Here is an 18,697-nt window from a genome sequence, read left to right on the forward strand (position 1 = left end):
CTCAGGGCCGCAGAGCGCTCCGCAGGGCGCGCTCCAGCATCGCGGCGCCCTCCTCGGCCTCCGCGACGGTGAGGGACAGGGGCGGGGCGATCCGCAGGACGCTGGTGCTGTGCCCGCCGCCCTTGCCGATCAGCAGGCCTTCCTCGCGGGCCGCTTCGAGCACGGCCGCCGCCGCGTCCGGATCGGCCTCGTCGGTGCCGGGTTTGACCAGTTCGACGCCGATCATGAGCCCGCGGCCCCTGACCTCCCGTACGCCCGGATGCTGCTCGGCGACGGCCCGCAGCCGCTCGATGAGCAGTCCGCCGACCCTGCGGGCGTTGCCCTGGAGGTCGTGTTCCAGGAGGTGGGTGAGGTTGGCGAGGCCCGCGGCCATGGTGACCTGGGTGCCGCCGAAGGTGGAGATGGAGTTGGAGTCGAGGCAGTTCATGATCTCGGCGCGGGCGACGACGCCGCCGATGGACATGCCGTTGCCGATGCCCTTGGCGAAGGTGAGGATGTCGGGCGGGCCGTGCTGTCCGTGGGCCTGCCAGCCCCAGAAGTGGTCGCCGGTCCGGCCCCAGCCGGTCTGCACCTCGTCGGCGATCCACAGGATGCCGCGCGCGGCGAGGACCTCGCGGAACGCCGCGTACAGGCCGTCCGGCGGTGAGGTGAAGCCGCCGACGCCCTGGACGGGTTCGGCGATCAGGGCCGCGGGTGCGCGCACGTGTCCGAGCAGGTCCTCCAGGTCGGCGACACAGGCCGCGACGAAGGCGTCGTCGTCGAGATCGGCGTACGGGCCGCGGGTGCGGACGCCGCCGTGCACGTACAGCGTCTGGAGGGGTGACAGGCTCGTCGGTGACCAGCCCTTGTTGCCGGTGATGCCGACCGCGCTGAACGAACGCCCGTGGTAGCTGTTGCGCATCGCCAGGATCTGGTTGCTGCGGCGGTACGCGGTGGCCAGGAGCAGCGCGGTGTCGTTGGCCTCGGTGCCCGAGGTGGTGAAGAAGACGCGCGCGTCCGGGATGCCCGACAGCGTGGCGATCCGCTCGGCCAGGTCGACCATCGGCCGGTTGAGGTAGAGCGTGGAGGAGTGGTTGATGCGCCCGGCCTGCTCGCTGACGGCCTTCGTGACCTCGGGCAGGGCGTGCGCGGTCATCGTGGTGAGGATGCCGCCGAAGAAGTCGAGGTACTTGGTGCCGGCCGCGTCCCAGACGTGGCGGCCCTCGCCGTGGGTGATCTCCATCGGGTTCGCGTAGTAGAGGGCGAGCCAGTCAGGCAGGACGGCCCGGTGGCGACCCAGCAGGTCCTCGGTCACGGCTGCACCAGCCCTTCGTACGCGTCGGGGCGGCGGTCCCGGTAGAACGCCCACTGCTGCCGGACCTCCTCGATCAGGTCGAGGTCGAGGTCGCGGACGACGAGTTCCTCGCTCTTGTCGCTCGCGGGCTCGCCGACGAACTGCCCGCGCGGGTCGACGAAGTACGACGTCCCGTAGAAGTCGTTGTCCCCGTACTCCTCCTGGCCGACCCGGTTGATCGCGGCGACGAAGTACTCGTTGGCGACGGCGGCGGCCGGCTGTTCCAGCTGCCACAGGTGGGCGGACAGCCCGCGGGAGGTCGCCGACGGGTTGTAGACGAGCTGGGCGCCGTTCAGGCCGAGCTGGCGCCAGCCCTCCGGGAAGTGGCGGTCGTAGCAGATGTAGACGCCGACCTTGCCGACCGCGGTGTCGAAGACGGGCCAGCCGAGGTTGCCCGGTTTGAAGTAGTACTTCTCCCAGAAGCCCTTGACCTGGGGGATGTGGTGCTTGCGGTACTTGCCGAGGTACGTGCCGTCGGCGTCGATGACCGCGGCGGTGTTGAAGTAGAAGCCGGACTGTTCGACCTCGAAGACCGGGACCACGACGACCATGCCGGTCTCGCGGGCGAGTTCCCGCATCCGGGTGACGGTCGGGCCGTCCGGGACGGGTTCCGCCCAGCGGTAGTGCTCGGGTTCCTGGACCTGGCAGAAGTAGGGGGCGTTGAAGACTTCCTGGAATCCGATGATCTTCGCGCCCTGACGGGCCGCCTCGCGGGCGTGCTCCTCGTGCTTGGCGACCATGGATGCGGTGTCGCCGGTCCAGGTGGCCTGGACCAGAGCGGCGCGTACGACGTTGGCCATGAGCTGCTCCTTCGACGTGACGTCAGAGAGCTTCTACGCCCGTAGACACGGGGCGTAGAGCCCTGAAAGTAAGCCTCGGCGCTGCCCTGGGCAAGACCATCGTCGTTAACCGGCGGAGTCGATCATGTTTCACACCCCGGTGGGTGAGTGGGACGGCGTCCGACGCCTCAGGCCGTGTAGCCGGCGACGCGCAGGGCGTGGATCAGATCCCAGTAGCGCTGTTCCGAGACGTCGCGCGCCGCATCCAGCAGGAGCGGGGCGAGGAACTGCGGGTCGGCGTCGATGCTGCGGGCGGCTTCCTCCGGGGTGCGGACGCGGACGTACGCGTCCAGCAGGGCGCGGACCTCGCGGTGCCGCCCCTCCTCGACGAGGCCCAGGACCGCCTCGCCTATCTCGGGGGCGGGGCGTGCGACGCCCTGCCGCAGCATCTGCCGGCCGTCGGCGGTGCGTCCGGCGGCCACCAGCGCGTCGGCCGCGGCGACCAGCCGGTCGGCGGGCAGCGAGACCGCCTCCCAGAGGAGGGAGGCCCAGTCGGCGTCGAGTCCGGCACGGTGCAGTTCGGCGGCGAGGAGCGGGAAGCGGGCGGCGGGCCAGTGGGCGGCCTCGACCAGTACGGCGTGCGCCTCGCCGGTACGGCCTTCGCCCCGCAGCCGGACCAGCGCCGCGACGGTCTCGACGGTGGCCCGCCGTGCCTCGTCGTCCAAGGCCTCACGCCACGGCGCCCGCTGCCCAGCGTCCTCGGCGGCACCTCCCGCGAACCGGGCGCCGCGGGGGCTGCGGTCCGCGGGCTGCGGCACGGGGGTCACGGGGCCGTTCGCGCCGCGTTGCGCACCCGCACGTGGGCCTGGGCCCGCACCCGTGCCTGTGCCCGCGTCCGGGTCCGGGTCCGTGTTCGCGTCCGTCATGCCGGCGAAGCGGGCGCTGCCGCGGGCGCCGCCCCGGAGGCGTCGCTTGGAGCGTTGCCTGGGCGCCGGGGCTTCGGGAGGGACGGGGTGCTCGGCGGCTCCGGACGCTTCAGGAGCTTCATGCACGTCGTGCGCTTCAGACGCGTCAGACGCTTCGTGCGTTTCAGGCGCGTCGGGATGGGCCGCCGCGTCCTGCTGTGCCGCCCGGTCCGCGGAGGCGTCGCGCCAGAGGCCGGACCAGTCGTCCTCGTCGGGCGCCGAACGCTGTGCGCCCGGGCGCGGGGCGGCTGCCCGGGCCGCCGTTCGGCCGGGGTCACGGCCGTCGTTGCCGCTCCGGGCGCGCCCGCCCACCGTCCGCCGGTCCAACTCGTCGATACGGGAACGGATTTCGGCACAACGGGCGGTCGCACGTTCGTGGTCGTCGCGGGCCCAGGCGAGATCGAGACGGAGGGAGTCGCCCTCCTCCTGGGTGGTGGCCGCGGGGAGCGAACGCCCCAGTTCCGAGAGCCGTTCGGCGGCGTAACGCTGTTCGCGCAGCATGACGTCGAGCCGGTCGCCGAGAGCGTCACGACCGCCGGGCCGCGCGTCGTACGCGGCGAGGGAGGCGGCGTGCAGGGCCCGGGCCCGCTCGGTCTCCTGAGCCGCGGCCCGGTCGCCGTACTCGGCGCCCAGGTCCTGGAGGATGGCCTCCACGACGTCCCAGGGCGGCACTTCCCAGCCGTCCAGGCAGGCCCGCATACCGTCGGGGTCGCGCTGCCAGAACACCCCGCACCAGCCGCCGCCCTGATCGAGCCGGGACAGCAGGCCGGTGAGGTAGTGCGCGAACTCCCGTACTTGGTCCGGGAGTTGTTCCACTGTCATTGCGTTCACCCCACGCCGGACCGGAGTACTCCAATATGGCAGAAAACACCATCCGTGTTACGGAAGCGCTACGACGAGTTTTCGACCTGGACGCAGAGTGCGGTTACCACCCCGGAACGTGAGGTGAGAGTGGCCCTACGGCGCCGGCCGCACCACCATCGCCGAGCCGCCGCCCCTGCGTACGGTCTCCGCGGCTGCCAGCCACTTGCCGTTCGGGAGGCGTTGGACGCCCGTCGCCGCGCCGATCTCCGGGTTCTGCCGGAAACCGTGGCCGATGCCCTCCAGTTCGGTCCTCAACGGACTGTTCCACAGGCCCGGTTCGAGCTCGGTGGTCGTCTGGTTGCGCTGGCTGGCCCGCGGGGCGGCGATCGCGTCGACGAGCGGCAGGCCCCGGTCGAGGAAGCCCGTCAGCGTCTGCAGCACGGTCGTGACGATGGTCGCGCCACCGGGCGAGCCCAGTGCCACCACCGGCTTCGCGTGCCGGTCCAGGACGATCGTCGGCGAGATCGACGAGCGCGGACGCTTGCCGGGCCCGGGCAGGTTCGGATCGTGTACGGCCGGGCTCGCCGGGGCGAAGGAGAAGTCGGTCAGCTCGTTGTTGAGGAGGAACCCGCGGTCCGGGACGGTGATCCCGCTGCCGCCGGTCTGCTCGATGGTGAGCGTGTAGGCGACGACGTTGCCCCATTTGTCGGCCGCCGTCAGATGGGTCGTGTTCTCGCCCTCGTACGTCGTCGGCGCGGCCTTGCCCCCGGTCTCGCACGCCGCCGGGTCGCGCGGGTCACCCGGCGCCAGCGGGCTCGTGAGCACCGCGTCGTCCTTGATCAGGCACTCGCGCGAGTCGGCGAACCGCTGCGACAGCAGTTCCTTCGTCGGTACGTCCTCGAAGGCGGGGTCGCCCACCCAGCGGCCCCGGTCCGCGAAGGCGATCCGGCTCGCCTCGATGTACCGGTGCAGGTACTGGACGTCGGAGGCCTTCGAAAGGTCGGTGTTCTCAAGGATGTTGAGCGCCTCACCGACCGTGGTGCCACCGGAGGAGGAGGGCGCGATGGAGTAGACACCCAGACCGCGGTACGAGGTCTTCGTGGGCGCCTGCCGCTTCGCCCGGTACTTCGCCAGGTCCTTCAGCGTCAGGTCGCCCGGGCGGGCGTTGTATCCCGAAGCGGGGTCCACCGGCGGCTCGTTGACGGTGTCGACGATGTCCTCGGCCAGTTCGCCGCGGTAGAGGGCGCCCACCCCCTTGCGGCCCAACTCCTGGTACGTACGGGCCAGGTCGGGGTTCTTGAACGTCGAGCCGACCACCGGCAGCGCGCCGCCCGGCAGGAACAGGTCGGCCGTGTCGGGGAAGTTCCGGAACCGCGCCTCGTTGGACTCGGTCTGCGAGCGGAACGTGGCGTCGACGGTGAACCCGTCCCGCGCCAGCCGCTCCGCGGGCTCCAGCAGCGGCCCGAGCCGTTTGCTGCCCCAACTGTCCAGCGCCGTCTGCCAGGTGGCCGGAGTGCCGGGCGTGCCCACGCCCAGGCCGCTGGTCACCGCGTCGGCGAACGGGATCGGCTGGCCGTTCTCCAGGAAGAGCCCCGAGTCGGCCGTCAGGGGCGCCGTCTCGCGCCCGTCGATCGTGTGCACCGTACGGGACTTGGCGTCGTAGTAGACGAAGTAGCCGCCTCCGCCGATGCCCGACGAGTACGGCTCGGTGACGCCGAGGGCCGCCGCCGTGGCGACGGCCGCGTCGACCGCGTTGCCGCCCTTGCGGAGGATCTCCACACCAGCCGCCGAGGCGTCCGCGTCGACGCTCGCGACGGCTCCGCCGTATCCGACGGCCACCGGCACCTTCCCGGCCGGGCCCGACCCGTTCCCCGCGGTCCCCGCGGAGGGCGGTGCCGCCCCCACCGACACCACAGCGGCCGACACCGCCAGCACAGCAAGTCTCCGCGCGACCGAGCGCCCCATCAGTACCTCCAGTCAGCGATTCCCCGCGCAGCGTAACTTCCGCAGCATGGCCGCGTCAGGTGCCTCTCGAACACGGATGCGCTTGCCCGCTAACATGCGCGCCCATGACTGACGACGTGCGCAACATCGTCCTCGGAGTGATCGCGGCGGGCCTCAGCGCCTCGCTGGGCTGGCTCGCCCGGACCTACCTGTGGAAGCGCAAGCTCCGCCGCAAGCAGGCCTTCTTCGGGCTGCCCGACCACTCCGAGTCGCTGCTCGTGGTCAACCGCGACGCCGGCAGTCCCGATCTGGCGGTGCACCGCTACGACGTGTTCGCGCTCCTGGAGCTGTCCGCGCTCATCAAGGACTGCAACGCGCACGCCGACGTGATCACCCAGGACGCGGCCCGGCAGGGCTTCGGGGAGCGCACGGAGTTCTGTGTCGGCGGCCCGGGGTCCAACCGCCGCATGGCCGCCCATATGCAGGCCATGCTGCCGGGTGTGCGCGTGAACGTCGATCCGGAGCCGGGTCCGGACCGTCTGGCGTTCCAGATAGGCAGCGAGCGCCACCGTATGCAGCCCGGGGTGGCCGAGTACGTCCTGCTCGCGCGGCTCACCGCCGGGCAGCCGGGCCTCGGCAGGCCCGTGTTCCTCTTCTGCGGGCAGCGCGCGATCACCAACCAGGCGGCGACCCGCTATCTGGCCCGCAACCACGAGCGGCTGTACCGCAAGCACGGCGACAGCTCCTTCGCGCTGCTTCTGAAGGTCGTGAACTCCCAGGCGTACGGGCCGGATGTCGTCGAGCTGGTCGCGGACGTCACCCGCGCCGCGCAGACCCCCCTGCCCGAGGGCGCCACCCGGACCACCCATCGTGCCGGGCAGTAGGGCGGTGGCGAGGGGAGCACAACCCGACCGGCGCAGCTGACCTTCTTCTCACCAGCGGCCGACGTACGTGTCGGTCCCGCTGCGTGAGCAGTGATCCCCGGCTGCCGCCGGACGGGCCATTGCCCCTCGCTACCGCGTGCCCGGCAGCAGCGTCCCTGGGTCGGCCGAGGCGCCTTCGACAGCCTCTGTCACCGCGGGGATGAACGACAAAGCGTAGTCGAGACCGGGCGTGGCCCGTCCCCCGGCATGGCGGAAGTCCTCACCGGCACCGAAGCGCGGAACCGATGTCGGTTCAGGGCGTACACGTGCCGCACGTGCCGTACGGGTCATGATCACGCTCCCCCGCTCAGTGTGTGAGGATCTTGGAGAGAAAATCCTTGGCACGGTCGCTGCGTGGGTCGGTGAAGAACTCCTCGGGTGTGCGGTCCTCGACGATGCGGCCGTCGGCCATGAAGACGACCCGATCGGCCGCCGAACGCGCGAAGCCCATCTCGTGGGTGACGACGACCATCGTCATCCCGTCGCGCGCGAGCTGTTGCATGACCTCCAGAACCTCGTTGATCATCTCCGGGTCGAGCGCCGAGGTCGGCTCGTCGAACAGGAGCGCCTTGGGATCCATCGCGAGGGCGCGGGCGATGGCCACGCGCTGCTGCTGACCGCCGGAGAGCTGTGCCGGGTACTTCGGCGCCTGCGAGGCGAGTCCCACACGGTCGAGGAGTTCGAGCGAGCGCTTGTCGGCCTCACCCTTCTTGCGGCCGCGTACCTTCGTCTGCGCCAGTGAGACGTTCTGCAGGACCGTCTTGTGCGCGAAGAGGTTGAAGGACTGGAAGACCATCCCGATCTCGGCGCGGAGTCTCGCGAGTTCCCTGCCCTCCTCGGCCAGCGGCTGCCCGTCCAGCCTGATCTCACCCGATCCGATGGGCTCCAGACGGTTGATCGCCCTGCAGAGGGTCGACTTGCCCGACCCCGAGGGGCCGATGACCACGACCACCTCCCCCTTGCCCACGGTGAGGTTGATGTCCTGCAGGACGTGCAGCTCCCCGAAGTACTTGTTGACGTGACGCAGCTCGATCAACGGATCGACGGCCATGCTCAGCCCTACCCACTCTCAGCAGTGTCGCGATTGCGGCAAACTATCCAGACGAGGATGGACTTAATACACGACACGCACTTTTCGGGCATTAGCCGTATTTACTCCGCCGGTACAGGCCAGAGTTTCACGCTTCCGCAACCTCGGCGTACAGCTGCGAGAGTTCGGGGACACCGCTGGCCGCCCATTCGCGACCCGATACGACCACGTCGATCTCCCGGCCCGACACCAGCCGCACCACCGGCTGACCGTTGGGCCACACCTCCCAGAGCGCGCCGGGCACCGTCCGCACGATGACCGTGCCGAGGTAGAGGCCGGCGTCGTTGCCGAGCCAGGGCAGGCTCTCCTCGTCGTCGCGCCAGCGGGGCAGCAGCTGGTCGAGCGCCTCCAACGAGGCGACGGTGTCGTCCAGTTCGATCCCCGCCTGATGGGCCTGGGAGCGGAGCAGTTCGCATTCGGAGAGAAGTTCGGCCACCCCCTCGTGGTCGCTCTCGCTGTCGGAGAAGACCGCGACCCCGTGGGCGGGGCCTCGCTTCTTGCGCCAGTTACCCAGGAAAGGGATGTTCATACACCCAGCCTTTCATCCATATCGCCCACCGCACCACAGGGCGCGCGGAACCCCTGTTCCCAGGGAGTTCGCGCGCAGTTCGCGCCTGCCTCATTGACGGGTCCTCGTCGTCTCCTTAGCTTCACGGTGCATCCTGAGCGGGAGGAGTCGGTGTGCGCCGACGCGTGTGGAGTACCACCGTTGCGCTGACGCTGCTGTCGGTGCTGACGGCCGCGGTTCCGGCGACGGCCGCGGTCCCGGCGGCAGGCGCGGCCATCGCGACGGCCGCGCCGCAGGTTGGGGAGCGGCCGCTGCCCCTGGAGCGGCTCTTCGACAACACGGCCGTGAGCGACGACACGCGGCCCGCCGGGGCGGACTTCGACGGCTCGGGCCGTTCCCTGTCGGCGCAGGACCTGACCGCCGCCGGCTGGACACCGGGACGCACACTGACGGTCCAGGGCGCCCGGCTGACCTGGCCCCGCCGCGCCCCGGACCGGCCCGACAACGTACGCGCGGACGGCCAGTCCGTACGGGTACGCGGCCACGGTGACGCGCTCGCCTTCCTGGTCGCGGGCACGGGCGGCGAGGAGGAGAGCGGCACGGGCGTGGTGCGCTACCTCGACGGGACCAGCTCCTCGTACCGGCTCGGCGCGGCGGACTGGCGCGGCGGCCCGCTCGCCACCAAGGCCGTGGCCCTCCCCCACGTCAACACCCCGGACGGTCAACTCGCCGAGAAGGCACGGCTGTACGTGGTGACCGTGCCGCTCGCCCGAGGGCGCGCGGTGGACTCCGTGGAGCTGCCGGACAACGACGACCTGCATGTGTTCGCCCTGTCTGTACGCTCCGACAGCCCCGGCTGGACGGGGAGTTGGGCCGCGTCGACGTCCGGCTACCCGGCCGTCGGGCCGTGGACGGACCGGACCCTGCGTCTGGTGGTGCACACCTCGGCGGGCGGGCCACGGGTACGGATCCGGCTCGACAACACCTTCGCCGCCGCGCCCGTACGGATCGGGAGCGCGACGGTCGCCGTGCAGGAGTCCGGGGCGAGCCCGCGCGGCGTACCCGTGCCGCTGTCCTTCGGGGGCGCCGCAGGTACCGAAATCCCCGCGGGGGCGCAGGCGTTCAGCGATCCGCTGGGCTTCGACGTGCCCGCGGACGGCAATCTCCTGGTGAGCTTCCATCTGCCGTCAACGGTGGCGGCGGCGCCCGTGCACAGCCTGGCCGTACAGCAGTCGTACGTCAGCGAGCCCGGCGACCACGCCGGAGACACCGCCCCGGACGCGTACACCTCGACGATCCTCAACTGGCCGCTGCTGACCGGTGTCGACGTGGGGGACGGGCCGGGCGGTGGGCCGGGGTCCGTGGTGGTGCTCGGGGACTCCATCACCGACGGTGAGAAGTCGACGCGGGACGCGAACCGGCGCTGGCCCGATCTGCTGGCCGACCGGCTCCGGGAGCAGGATGTGGTGCCGCACTATGGGGTGCTCAACCAGGGGATCTCGGCGAACCGTGTGGTCACGGACCGGTACGTCGGTGACGGTGTCTCCACCGACACGGGCGGGGTGAGCGCGCTGCACCGCCTCGACCGGGACGTCCTCGCGCAGACGTCGGCGCGTACGGTCGTCGTCTTCCAGGGGATCAACGACGTCCGCTGGGGTGCGAGTGCCGAGCAGGTCGTGGAAGGGCTGCGGGAGATCGCCGAGCGGGCGCGCGGGCGGGGGCTGCGGGTGCTGGCGGCGACGATCGTGCCCTGTGCGGGGGAGGCTCGGTGCACCGCCGATGTCGACGCCCGGCGGAGCGCCGTGAACCGGTGGATCCGGTCCGGGGCGTCCGATGCCGGGTTCGACGGGGTGCTCGACTTCGATGCGGTGTTGCGGGATCCGGGGGATCCTGCGCGGCTTCTTCCTGTCTATGACAGTGGAGACCATCTGCATCCTGGCGATGCGGGGCTTGCTGCGCTGGCTTCGTCCGTGGATCTGGGGTTGTTGTAGGCGGGGGTCTTCTGGGGCCGGCCAGGTTGTGGGTCGGGTGCGGGTCGGATGTGGCTGGGCGCGCCGTTCCCCGCGCCCCTTACGGGGCTATACGTCCAGGTCCACTACCACCGGGGCGTGGTCCGAGGCGCCCTTGCCCTTGCGTTCCTCTCGGTCCACGTACGAGTCGGTCACCGCCTTGGTGAAGGGGGTGTTGCCGTAGACCAGGTCGATGCGCATGCCGCGGTTCTTGGGGAAGCCGAGCTGGCGGTAGTCCCAGTACGTGAACGGGTGGTCGTACTTCAAGGGGCGCGGGACCACGTCCGTCAGGCCCGTGCCGCGCAGGGCGGTGAGCGCGGCGCGCTCGGGCTCCGTGACGTGCGTGGAGCCCTCGAAGACGGTCCGGTCGAAGACGTCGTCGTCCGTCGGAGCCACGTTGTAGTCGCCCATCACCGCGAACGGGCGGCTGCCGGCCGCGTCGCCCGCGACGGCCGCCTTCAGGGCCTCGAACCACTGGAGCTTGTACGCGTAGTGCGGGTGGTCCACCTCGCGGCCGTTCGGCACGTAGACCGACCAGACGCGGACCGGACCGCAGGTCGCGGAGACCGCCCGGGGCTCCTCGACGCCCTCGTAGCCGGGGTCGCCGGGCAGGCCCCGCACGATGTCCTCCAGGCCCACCCGGGACACCACCGCCACGCCGTTCCACCGCCCGGTCGCGTTCACCGCCGACTCGTAGCCCAGCTCGCGCAGCTCCTCGGTGGGGAACTGCTCGGCGGTGGTCTTCGTCTCCTGGATGCACAGCACGTCCGTGCCGCTGCTCTCCAGCCAGGCCAGCAGCCTCGGGAGACGGGCGGTGATCGAGTTCACGTTCCAGGTGGCGATACGCATGCCCCACAACCTACCGGGCGCCTCTGACAGTCAGCGGCCGGGCGCTCGGAGACCGGGCGGTCGGCGGTCGGTCGCTCAGATGTCCGCGGTCTCGCCCGGGGCCAGCCGCAGGTGCTCGGAGCCGCCCAGAGTGCCGATCTGGCGGTCGTAGGCGGGGCGCGCGAGGTCCGTCAGCAGGGCGTCGTGGATGTCGTACGCGCGCTGCGGCTTGACCTCCCTGACGTAGTCGATGACCTCGGAGATCTTGCTCCAGGGGGCCTGGACGGGCAGGAGCAGCGTCTCGACCGGGTGGTCGGGGAGGGTGAGTGCGTCGCCCGGGTGGAAGACGCGTCCGCCGTCGACGAGGTAGCCGACGTTCGTGATGCGCGGGATGTCCGGGTGGATCACGGCGTGCAGTTCGCCGTGGACCTGTACGTCGAAGCCCGCGGCGGTGAACGTGTCGCCGTGCCCGACGGTGTGCACCCGGCCCGGGAACGCGGCCGAGAGCTGGTCGGCGACCGACTTCAGGGTCCAGATCTCCGCCTGCGGGTTGGCTTCGAGACCGGCCCGCAGGTGTCCCTCGCTGAAGTGGTCGGGGTGCTCGTGCGTGACGAGGATCGCGTCCGCGCCGACCGCGGCGTCCTCCTCGGTGAAGACCCCGGGATCGATGACGAGTGTGCGGCCGTCCTTCTCCAGGCGGACGCAGGCATGCGACTTCTTTGTGAACTTCATGCCTTCCATCCTGCCTCCGCCCGTCGGCGCGGGCCCACCCGAGGGGCCCTTTCCCGCCGCTCACTCCTGCGGGGTGGTCTCCTCGCGGATGACCTGCTGGGCCACCTTGAAGGCGCTGTTCGCGGCCGGTACGCCGCAATAGACGGCCGCCTGGAGGAGCACTTCCTTGATCTCGACGGGGGTGAGCCCGTTGCGGAGGGCGGCCCTGGTGTGGAAGGCCAGCTCGTCGAGGTGGCCGCCCGCGACCAGTGCGGTGAGGGTCACACAGCTGCGCGAGCGCCGGTCGAGGCCCGGCCGGTCCCAGATCTCGCCCCACGCGTAGCGCGTGATGAACTCCTGGAAGTCCCCGGAGAACTCGTCGGCCTGGGCCAGCGCCCGGTCCACATGGGCGTCCCCGAGCACCTCACGGCGGACCTTGATGCCCGCGTCGTACGGATCGGCCCTGCCCATCAGCGCCTCGGGCTGCGGGGCCGGGGCGATCTCGGCGACGGGTGACGCCTGCTGCGGCACGGAGAGCACGGGGCTCGCCTGGGGGACCACGACCGACATCTGCCCGGTGGACGAGTCGTAGGCGGGCTGCTGCCAGGCCGTGGAGAAATGCCGTACGAGGAGGTCGGTGACCGCGGCGGGCTGCTCGACGGGGACCAGGTGGGAGGCGCCGGGCACGACCGCGAGACGGGCGTCCGGTATCCCGGCGACCAGGGTGCGGGCCTCGGCGGGGCCGGTCACCTGGTCGTCCGAACCGACCAAAACGAGCGTGGGCACACCGATGCGGCCGAGGTCGGCGCGGATGTCGAACGCGGCGATCGCCTCGCAGGCGGCGATGTAGCAGCCCGGGTCGGTGGTGCGCACCATCTGTACGGCCCACTCGGTGATCGCGGGCTGTGCCGCGGCGAACCCGGTGGTGAACCAGCGCTCGGGGGACGACCGCGCGATGGGGTCGAGGCCGTTCGACCGGACGATCACCCCGCGCTGGCGGAACTCGTCGGCCGTGCCGAACCGCGGGGAGGCCGCGATCAGCGTGAGCGAGGCAAGGCGCTCGGGGCGGCGCAGCGCCAGCTCGGCCCCCACGGCTCCGCCGAGCGCGCAGCCCGCGTAGCCGAACCGCTGGACGCCGAGCCCGTCGAGGGTGGCGAGCAGCCGTTCGGCCAGCTCGGTGACCGAACCGGTCGGGTGCGCGGGCGCGCCGCCGTGACCGGGCAGGTCGAAGCGGAAGACCCGCCACTGCTTGGCCAGCTCCGGGACCTGCCGGTCCCACATGTGCCAGGTGGTGCCCAGTGAGGGACCCAAGATCAGGACAGGTGCGTCTTCCGGCCCGTCAAAGCGGTATTGAAGGGTGTTGGTCTGTGCGTCGCTCACCCGACTCACGCTCCCACATCTCACGATTTCTCACGCACTTGGGTCGGATCCCCATGCAAGGCGTCCCACGTTGTGGCAGCCTCGCGAAGATCCTCCGCACGGGCCTTCACATGTCGCCGAGTGGCAGGGGACGCCGGCCGCACCGCGCGTCATCGTACAGATGGACCCTGGGAATCCTCAGGGGCTCGTGGTGGCTGCGGGGTCTCCCAGTGGACCGTGCGACGGCACCAGCGGTTCAGGAGGGTGCGGTCGTGGCCGACGGCGAGGAGGCCCGCGCCGGTGGTGGACCGGTAGGCCTCCACCACGGCGACCAGTGCGGCGCCGGTGGAGGCGTCGAGCATGGCGGTCATCTCGTCGCAGATCAGCCAGCGGGGGCGCAGGACGAGGGCGCGGGCCAGACAGGCGCGTTGCAGCTGGCCGTCGCTGACCTCGTGCGGGCGGCGGGTCAGCAGGTCGGGGGTCAGGCCCACGCTCGTGGCCAACTCCGCCACCCGGTCCGGTACTTCGCTGCGGCGGCCGGTGGCGTGCAGGGGTTCGGCGATGAGGTGGGCGAGGCGCAGCCGGGGGTCCGCGGCGAGTCTGGGCTGCTGGAGGACGACGCCGAAGGCGGTGCGCTGTTCGCGTGGGGCACGGTGGCGCCAGCGGCGTACGGGTTCGCCGTCGAGGAGCAGGGTGCCGGAGTCGGGGCGGTGCAGCAGGGCGGCGACGCGGGCGAGGGTGGATTTGCCGCAGCCGCTGGGGCCGAGGAGTCCGACGGCTTCGCCGGGCTCGACGGTCAGGGAGAAGTCCCGTACGACGGGGGCGTGTTGGGCGTATCCAGCGGTGATGGCCCGTAGTTCAAGCATGGCTGTCCTCCGGTACGTACGGGTGGTGGCAGGCGACCGCGGCCGTCATCGGCGGCCGGGTGGCGCAGGTGTCGGCGGCCCGGTCGCAGCGGGCGGCGAAGGCGCAGCCGTCGGGGAGGTTGCCGAGTTCGGGGGGCATGCCGGGGATGGGGGTGAAGGCGCGGTCGGGCAGGGCTTGCAGGAGGCCGCGGCTGTAGGGGTGGCGGGGGCCGGGGGCGCCGAAGAAGGCTTCCGCGTCGGCGAGTTCGACGATGCGGCCCGCGTACATGACCGCCACGCGGTCGGCGATGCGCTCGGCCGCCGCGAGGTCGTGGGTGATGACCAGGAGGGCCCGGCCGGCGGTGTCCACGTGGCGGCGCAGTTCGTCGACGGTGTGGTCCACGAGGTCGCGGTCGAGTCCGGTGGTCGGTTCGTCGGCGAGCAGCAGTGGCGCGTCGCCGACGAGGGCGAGGGCGGTGGCGGCGCGCTGGGCGAGACCGCCGGAGAGTTCGTGCGGGTGGCGGTCGAGGTGGTCCGCGGGGAACGCGGCACGCGCGGCGGCGGCCTCGGCGGCGGAGCGCAGGGCCACCCGGCCGCGGACGCCCTTCAACTGGGCGACGGTCTCCTCCAGTTGGGAGCGGATGGTGCGGACCGGGGTCAGGTGGGCGGCCGGGCTCTGCGGTACGAGGCCGATCCGGCGGCCTCGGACCGTACGGGCCAGGGTGCGTTCGTCGGCCGCGAGCAGGTCGAGGTCCCCGAGGCGGGCCTCGCCCGCGGCCCGGGCGTTGGCGGGGAGCAGGCCGAGGAGGGCGGAGACGAGGACGGACTTGCCGCAGCCGCTCTCGCCGATCAGGGCCAGGCACTCCCCCGCCGCCACGTCGAAGCGCGCGTCGGTGACGGCGGCGACCCGGCGCCCGCCCGGCATGAGGAAGCGCACCGACAGGCCTCGTACGGACAGCACGGTCACAGCGTCAGCTCCGATCGGCGGCGTGGGTTGATCCGCTCCCGCCAGGCTCCGGCGAGGCCGGCGAGGGCGAGGGTGGGGACGATGAGGAACAGGCCGGGGAAGAGGGTCGGCCACCACTGTCCGGCGAGCAGCGAGCCGCGGGCGTTCTGGATGAGGTTGCCGAGGCTCGCCAGGTGCGAGGGCAGGCCGAGGCCCAGGAAGGACAGGGCGGACTCGTGCCACATGGCGTGCGGCACCATGAGTACGGCGGCGAGCGCGGCCTGGGGCAGCACGGCGGGCAGCAGATGGCGTACGGCGATCCGCAGTCTCGACGCGCCGCCGGAGAGCGCCGCGTCGATGTAGGGGCGGGAGCGCAGGGACAGTACCTCGGCGCGGACGATCCGGGCGGTCGACAGCCAGTGGGTGAGGCCGACCGAGACCACCACGGGCCAGACGCCGGGGCGGAACATGGCGACGATGAAGATGCCGAGCAGCAGGTGCGGGACGGACGAGAAGGTGTCGACCAGCCGCATGATGCCCCGGTCGGCCCAGCCGCCCAGTGCTCCGGCCGTGGCGCCGACGGCCGTTCCGACGACGGTCGCCGTCAGGGCCGCCGTCACGCCGACGAGCAGGGAGACGCGCAGGCCGTGGACACAGCGCAGCAGCAGGTCGCGGCCCACGTCGTCGGTCCCGAACGGGTGCGCCCAGGACGGTGGTTGGAGTTTCGCAGCCAAGTCGACGGCCTGCTGGTCGAGTTGGACGAGAGGCGGTACGAGCAGGACCGCGAGGACCGTCGCGGCGACGAGCGCCACGGAAACGCGTACCCCGAGGGCGCGGGTGGAGCGGTGGCGGGTGCCGTACGAGCGCCACTTCGGCTCGACTGCCGTCTCAGCCATGGGAGTCGGCTCCGGTCAGGAGAGTCGCGGGGTCACATTTCACTGAGTTCCACCCTCGTGTCGAAGAGTCCGTAGAGCAGGTCCGCGAGCAGGTTGCCGGCCAGGACGGCGACAGTGGCCAGCGCGGTGAGGGCGGCGAGGAGCGGGAAGTCGACGGCGGTGGCCGCCTCCACCGTGGCCGCCGCGATGCCCGGCCAGCTGAAGACGCTCTCCACCAACAGGGCGCCGGTGATGAGTTCGGGCAGCCGGGAGCCGATCAGGGTGAGGACCGGGAGCAGTCCGGAGCGCAGGGCGTGGCCGAGCAGGACGGTGTGTTCGCTCAGGCCCCGGGCACGGGCGCCGCGTACCGGGTCCTCCGCCAGGGCGTCGGCGACACCCTGGCGGACGTACAGGGTGAACCAGGGGAGTTGGGAGACCGCGAGGACTCCGGCGGGCAGCACGAGGTGGCTCGCCACCTGGGCGGCGGTGACCTGTTCGCTGGCGGTGTCGGTCAGGCCGCCCGCCGGCAGGAGGTCCAGCCGCAGGGCGAACAGCCAGATGGCGAGCAGGGCGGTCCAGAACACCGGGGCGGCCGAGAGGACGTAGGCGAGCGAGGTGACCGTGCGGTCGAGCCATCCGCCCTGGCGACGGGCGGCGAGCACTCCGAGCAGTGTGCCCGCCAGGACGGCCGCGGCGAACGCGACCGCGCACAACAGCGTGGACCACACGAGGCGTTCGCCGATCACCTCGGCCACCGGTTGGCGCATCACGCTGGACTGTCCGAGGTCGCCGGTGAGCGCGGAGGTCAGCCAGTCCCACCAGCGTTCGGCGAAGGGCCGGTCCGCACCGAGGTTGGTCCGCAGGCGGTCCAGGGTCTCCCGGTCGGCGCCGAGGGCGGCGGTGCCCGCGTAGGCCCGTACCGGGTCGAAGGGGGAGGCGGCGGCGATCGCGAACATGGCGAAGGTGACGACCAGCAGGACCGGGGCGGCGAACAGGGAGCGTCGCCCGGCCAGCCGGGCCATGGCTCCCCAGGGCGGTCGGCTCACCGCCCGGGCCGCCAGTCCTCGATGTTCCACCAGGGGCCGCCGGCGAATCCGTGCTCGTGCGGCTCCAGTTGCGTGGTCAGGCCCTGCCAGCGGCCGGCGAGGACGTAGACGTGGTCGATGTGGGTGAGGAAGGTGGAGCCGGGGTCCTTCACCAACTCCCGCTGGAGCGTGTCGTACGCCGTTCTGCGCGTCGCCCCGTCCTGGCTGCGGCGGCCGGTGTCGAGGGCCTCGTCCACGGCCGGGTTGTCGTAGTGGCCCATGTTGTTGAAGCCGTTCCCGGCCAGCGAGGAGTGCAGGAGCGTGTAGAGGCCGAAGTCGGGGTCGCCGGTGCTGCCGCCGCCGGCGAGGACCGCGTCGTCCTTCATCCGCGGCTCGATGACCTCCCAGGTGGCGCTCTCGGCCTTCACCTCGATACCGGCCTTCTTGGCGTCGGAGGCGTAGGCGAGGGCGTGGTCCTGGCGGACCTTGTCGCCGGAGGGGTAGAGGAGGGTGAAGGCGGCCCGCCGGCCGTTCCTGGTACGGACGCCGTCCGTGCCGGTCCGCCAGCCCGCCCGGTCCAGGATCCGGTCGGCCCCGTCCAGGTCCTGGGAGCGTTCGATGCCCTTCGCGAACCACGGGTCGTCGACGGGCAGCGGTCCGTACGCCGGGCGGCCCGCGCCGTCGAGGATCCCGGCCACCATGGCCTCGCGGTCCACGGCGGCGTCCAGGGCCCGGCGGATCGCCCGGTCGCCGGTGACCTCGTTCCCGGTGGGCAGGGTGACGGCGCGGAAGTCGTAGGACCTGGCCTCGTAGGTCCTGACGTCCTGGGACTTCCCGCCGCTGTCGTTCCTGTGGGCGGCGGCGAGGTCGGGCGGGAGGATCGCGCCGTCCAGGTCGCCGGAGCGCAGCCGGGTGGCGCGTACGTCGTCGTCCTCGACGACGGCCATGGTGACCGTCTTCACCTTCGGCGCCCCGCCCCAGTACCGGGGGTTGGCCTTGAGGACGAGCTTCTCGCCCTTGCTCCAGGCGGAGAGGACGTACGGGCCGGTGCCGATCGGCTCGGTGTTGAAGGAGCCGGTGTTGGGGTCCTGGCCGCCGGCCACGTGCTCGGGGACGACGGGCAGGACCGTGCGGCCCGCGAAGGGCGCGTAGGGGTACTTGAGCGTGAAGACGACCTTGTCGTCGCCGTCCGCCCGCACCTCCTTGACGGCGTCCAGCTCGCTGCGGGAGCTGTTGTTGGTCCTCTTGTCGAGGACGGTCTCGTACGTGAAGACCACGTCGGCGGCGGTGAGCGGCTCGCCGTCGCTGAACTCGACCCCGTCGCGCAGGGTGTACGTGTAGGTCAGGCCGTCGTCGCCGACCTCGGGCAGTGCCTTCGCCAGCGCGGGCCCGAGCTTGAGGTCGGCGTCCCGGGCGAGCAGGCCGTCGAAGATCTTGGAGTTGCCGTCCTTGCCGTAGCCGAGCAGAGGGCTGAGGGTGTCCGGCTCCGAGGCCACCCCGATCACCACCGAGTCGGCCGACCCGCCACCGCCGGGCCCGTCACCGGGCGCCGAGCACGCGGCGGCCCCGCAGACCATCGCCGTGGCGACGACTGTGCCGCGTATCCATCGGGTCGTCATGAACCCACCCCTTGTTGCCGTCATGATGCTCTTGCACATCACATGCAACAGGGGGATACCCAAGCCGATCGCACATCAGTCCACGACGTGCTCCGCCGGTGACCGGCCATGGGATGTGCCCGGGAGGGCGCCCG

General features: G+C 71.8%; 16 protein-coding genes. 2 read left to right on the forward strand and 14 right to left on the reverse strand.

The window, feature by feature from the left end:
* Position 1 precedes the first annotated feature (1 nt).
* The 4 genes from J8N05_RS30170 to ggt all read right to left on the reverse strand — a co-directional run bounded on the left by J8N05_RS30170 (position 2) and on the right by ggt (position 5,846).
* Positions 2-1,294: an aspartate aminotransferase family protein gene (locus J8N05_RS30170; RefSeq protein WP_210888504.1), complete on the reverse strand. Its 1,293-nt coding sequence runs from the start codon at positions 1,292-1,294 to the stop codon at positions 2-4.
* Positions 1,291-2,133 carry a nitrilase-related carbon-nitrogen hydrolase gene (locus J8N05_RS30175; protein WP_210888506.1) on the reverse strand — a complete coding sequence of 281 codons (843 nt, stop codon included), beginning with the start codon at positions 2,131-2,133 and terminating at the stop codon, positions 1,291-1,293. The genes J8N05_RS30170 and J8N05_RS30175 overlap by 4 nt, the downstream gene beginning before the upstream one ends.
* 167 nt (positions 2,134-2,300) lie before the next feature.
* Complete coding sequence (locus J8N05_RS30180; protein ID WP_210888508.1) at positions 2,301-3,899, reverse strand: hypothetical protein; 1,599 nt, start codon at positions 3,897-3,899, stop codon at positions 2,301-2,303.
* 135 nt (positions 3,900-4,034) lie between these two features.
* Entirely contained in the window at positions 4,035-5,846 is a 1,812-nt protein-coding gene (ggt, locus tag J8N05_RS30185) for a gamma-glutamyltransferase (RefSeq protein ID WP_210888510.1), read from the reverse strand.
* Between the two features lie 104 nt (positions 5,847-5,950).
* Here ggt and J8N05_RS30190 point away from each other — a divergent pair, with 104 nt between their 5' ends.
* Positions 5,951-6,709 (forward strand): hypothetical protein, encoded by a 759-nt coding sequence (locus J8N05_RS30190; protein ID WP_210888512.1) that lies wholly within the window; start codon positions 5,951-5,953, stop codon positions 6,707-6,709.
* A gap of 346 nt (positions 6,710-7,055) precedes the next feature.
* Here the strand turns inward: J8N05_RS30190 and J8N05_RS30195 are convergent, their stop codons facing one another.
* Both J8N05_RS30195 and J8N05_RS30200 read right to left on the reverse strand, forming a co-directional pair.
* Positions 7,056-7,799 carry an amino acid ABC transporter ATP-binding protein gene (locus J8N05_RS30195; RefSeq protein WP_210888514.1) on the reverse strand — a complete coding sequence of 248 codons (744 nt, stop codon included), beginning with the start codon at positions 7,797-7,799 and terminating at the stop codon, positions 7,056-7,058.
* 127 nt (positions 7,800-7,926) lie between these two features.
* Positions 7,927-8,367: a DUF6278 family protein gene (locus tag J8N05_RS30200; protein ID WP_210888516.1), complete on the reverse strand. Its 441-nt coding sequence runs from the start codon at positions 8,365-8,367 to the stop codon at positions 7,927-7,929.
* A gap of 152 nt (positions 8,368-8,519) precedes the next feature.
* Between J8N05_RS30200 and J8N05_RS30205 the strand changes: the two genes are divergently transcribed.
* The gene (locus tag J8N05_RS30205) at positions 8,520-10,337 is read left to right on the forward strand and encodes an SGNH/GDSL hydrolase family protein (RefSeq protein WP_210888518.1); all 1,818 of its coding nucleotides are present in this window, start codon (positions 8,520-8,522) and stop codon (positions 10,335-10,337) included.
* Between the two features lie 87 nt (positions 10,338-10,424).
* Here the strand turns inward: J8N05_RS30205 and J8N05_RS30210 are convergent, their stop codons facing one another.
* The 8 genes from J8N05_RS30210 to J8N05_RS30245 form a co-directional block, all read right to left on the reverse strand.
* A complete protein-coding gene (locus J8N05_RS30210) occupies positions 10,425-11,204 on the reverse strand; it encodes an exodeoxyribonuclease III (protein WP_210888520.1) in 780 nt (259 codons plus the stop codon).
* A gap of 75 nt (positions 11,205-11,279) precedes the next feature.
* A complete protein-coding gene (locus tag J8N05_RS30215; protein WP_210888522.1) occupies positions 11,280-11,915 on the reverse strand; it encodes an MBL fold metallo-hydrolase in 636 nt (211 codons plus the stop codon).
* Positions 11,916-11,975: 60 nt separating this feature from the next.
* On the reverse strand, positions 11,976-13,274 hold the full coding sequence (gene pcaDC, locus J8N05_RS30220; RefSeq protein ID WP_210888524.1) for a bifunctional 3-oxoadipate enol-lactonase/4-carboxymuconolactone decarboxylase PcaDC: 1,299 nt from the start codon (positions 13,272-13,274) through the stop codon (positions 11,976-11,978).
* Between the two features lie 149 nt (positions 13,275-13,423).
* Positions 13,424-14,119: an ABC transporter ATP-binding protein gene (locus J8N05_RS30225; RefSeq protein ID WP_210888526.1), complete on the reverse strand. Its 696-nt coding sequence runs from the start codon at positions 14,117-14,119 to the stop codon at positions 13,424-13,426.
* The gene (locus J8N05_RS30230; protein WP_210890492.1) at positions 14,112-15,023 is read right to left on the reverse strand and encodes an ABC transporter ATP-binding protein; all 912 of its coding nucleotides are present in this window, start codon (positions 15,021-15,023) and stop codon (positions 14,112-14,114) included. Before J8N05_RS30230 ends, J8N05_RS30225 begins: the two co-directional genes overlap by 8 nt.
* Before the next feature lie 38 nt (positions 15,024-15,061).
* Complete coding sequence (locus J8N05_RS30235; RefSeq protein ID WP_210888528.1) at positions 15,062-15,940, reverse strand: ABC transporter permease; 879 nt, start codon at positions 15,938-15,940, stop codon at positions 15,062-15,064.
* Between the two features lie 32 nt (positions 15,941-15,972).
* Entirely contained in the window at positions 15,973-16,941 is a 969-nt protein-coding gene (locus J8N05_RS30240; protein ID WP_210890493.1) for an ABC transporter permease, read from the reverse strand.
* Positions 16,942-16,961: 20 nt separating this feature from the next.
* Complete coding sequence (locus J8N05_RS30245) at positions 16,962-18,563, reverse strand: ABC transporter substrate-binding protein (RefSeq protein WP_210888530.1); 1,602 nt, start codon at positions 18,561-18,563, stop codon at positions 16,962-16,964.
* Positions 18,564-18,697: the final 134 nt, after the last annotated feature.

This window comes from Streptomyces liliiviolaceus (assembly GCF_018070025.1).
Classification (GTDB): Bacteria; Actinomycetota; Actinomycetes; order Streptomycetales; family Streptomycetaceae; genus Streptomyces; species Streptomyces liliiviolaceus.

Coding starts and splice junctions, on each gene's coding strand:
- J8N05_RS30175 (WP_210888506.1), bottom strand. CDS start 2,133: ATGGCCAACGTCGTACGCGCCGCTCTGGTCCAGGCCACCTGGACCGGC.
- J8N05_RS30180 (WP_210888508.1), bottom strand. CDS start 3,899: ATGACAGTGGAACAACTCCCGGACCAAGTACGGGAGTTCGCGCACTAC.
- ggt (WP_210888510.1), bottom strand. CDS start 5,846: ATGGGGCGCTCGGTCGCGCGGAGACTTGCTGTGCTGGCGGTGTCGGCC.
- J8N05_RS30190 (WP_210888512.1), top strand. CDS start 5,951: ATGACTGACGACGTGCGCAACATCGTCCTCGGAGTGATCGCGGCGGGC.
- J8N05_RS30195 (WP_210888514.1), bottom strand. CDS start 7,799: ATGGCCGTCGATCCGTTGATCGAGCTGCGTCACGTCAACAAGTACTTC.
- J8N05_RS30200 (WP_210888516.1), bottom strand. CDS start 8,367: ATGAACATCCCTTTCCTGGGTAACTGGCGCAAGAAGCGAGGCCCCGCC.
- J8N05_RS30210 (WP_210888520.1), bottom strand. CDS start 11,204: ATGCGTATCGCCACCTGGAACGTGAACTCGATCACCGCCCGTCTCCCG.
- J8N05_RS30215 (WP_210888522.1), bottom strand. CDS start 11,915: ATGAAGTTCACAAAGAAGTCGCATGCCTGCGTCCGCCTGGAGAAGGAC.
- J8N05_RS30225 (WP_210888526.1), bottom strand. CDS start 14,119: ATGCTTGAACTACGGGCCATCACCGCTGGATACGCCCAACACGCCCCC.
- J8N05_RS30230 (WP_210890492.1), bottom strand. CDS start 15,023: ATGCCGGGCGGGCGCCGGGTCGCCGCCGTCACCGACGCGCGCTTCGAC.
- J8N05_RS30235 (WP_210888528.1), bottom strand. CDS start 15,940: ATGGCTGAGACGGCAGTCGAGCCGAAGTGGCGCTCGTACGGCACCCGC.
- J8N05_RS30240 (WP_210890493.1), bottom strand. CDS start 16,941: ATGGCCCGGCTGGCCGGGCGACGCTCCCTGTTCGCCGCCCCGGTCCTG.
- J8N05_RS30245 (WP_210888530.1), bottom strand. CDS start 18,563: ATGACGACCCGATGGATACGCGGCACAGTCGTCGCCACGGCGATGGTC.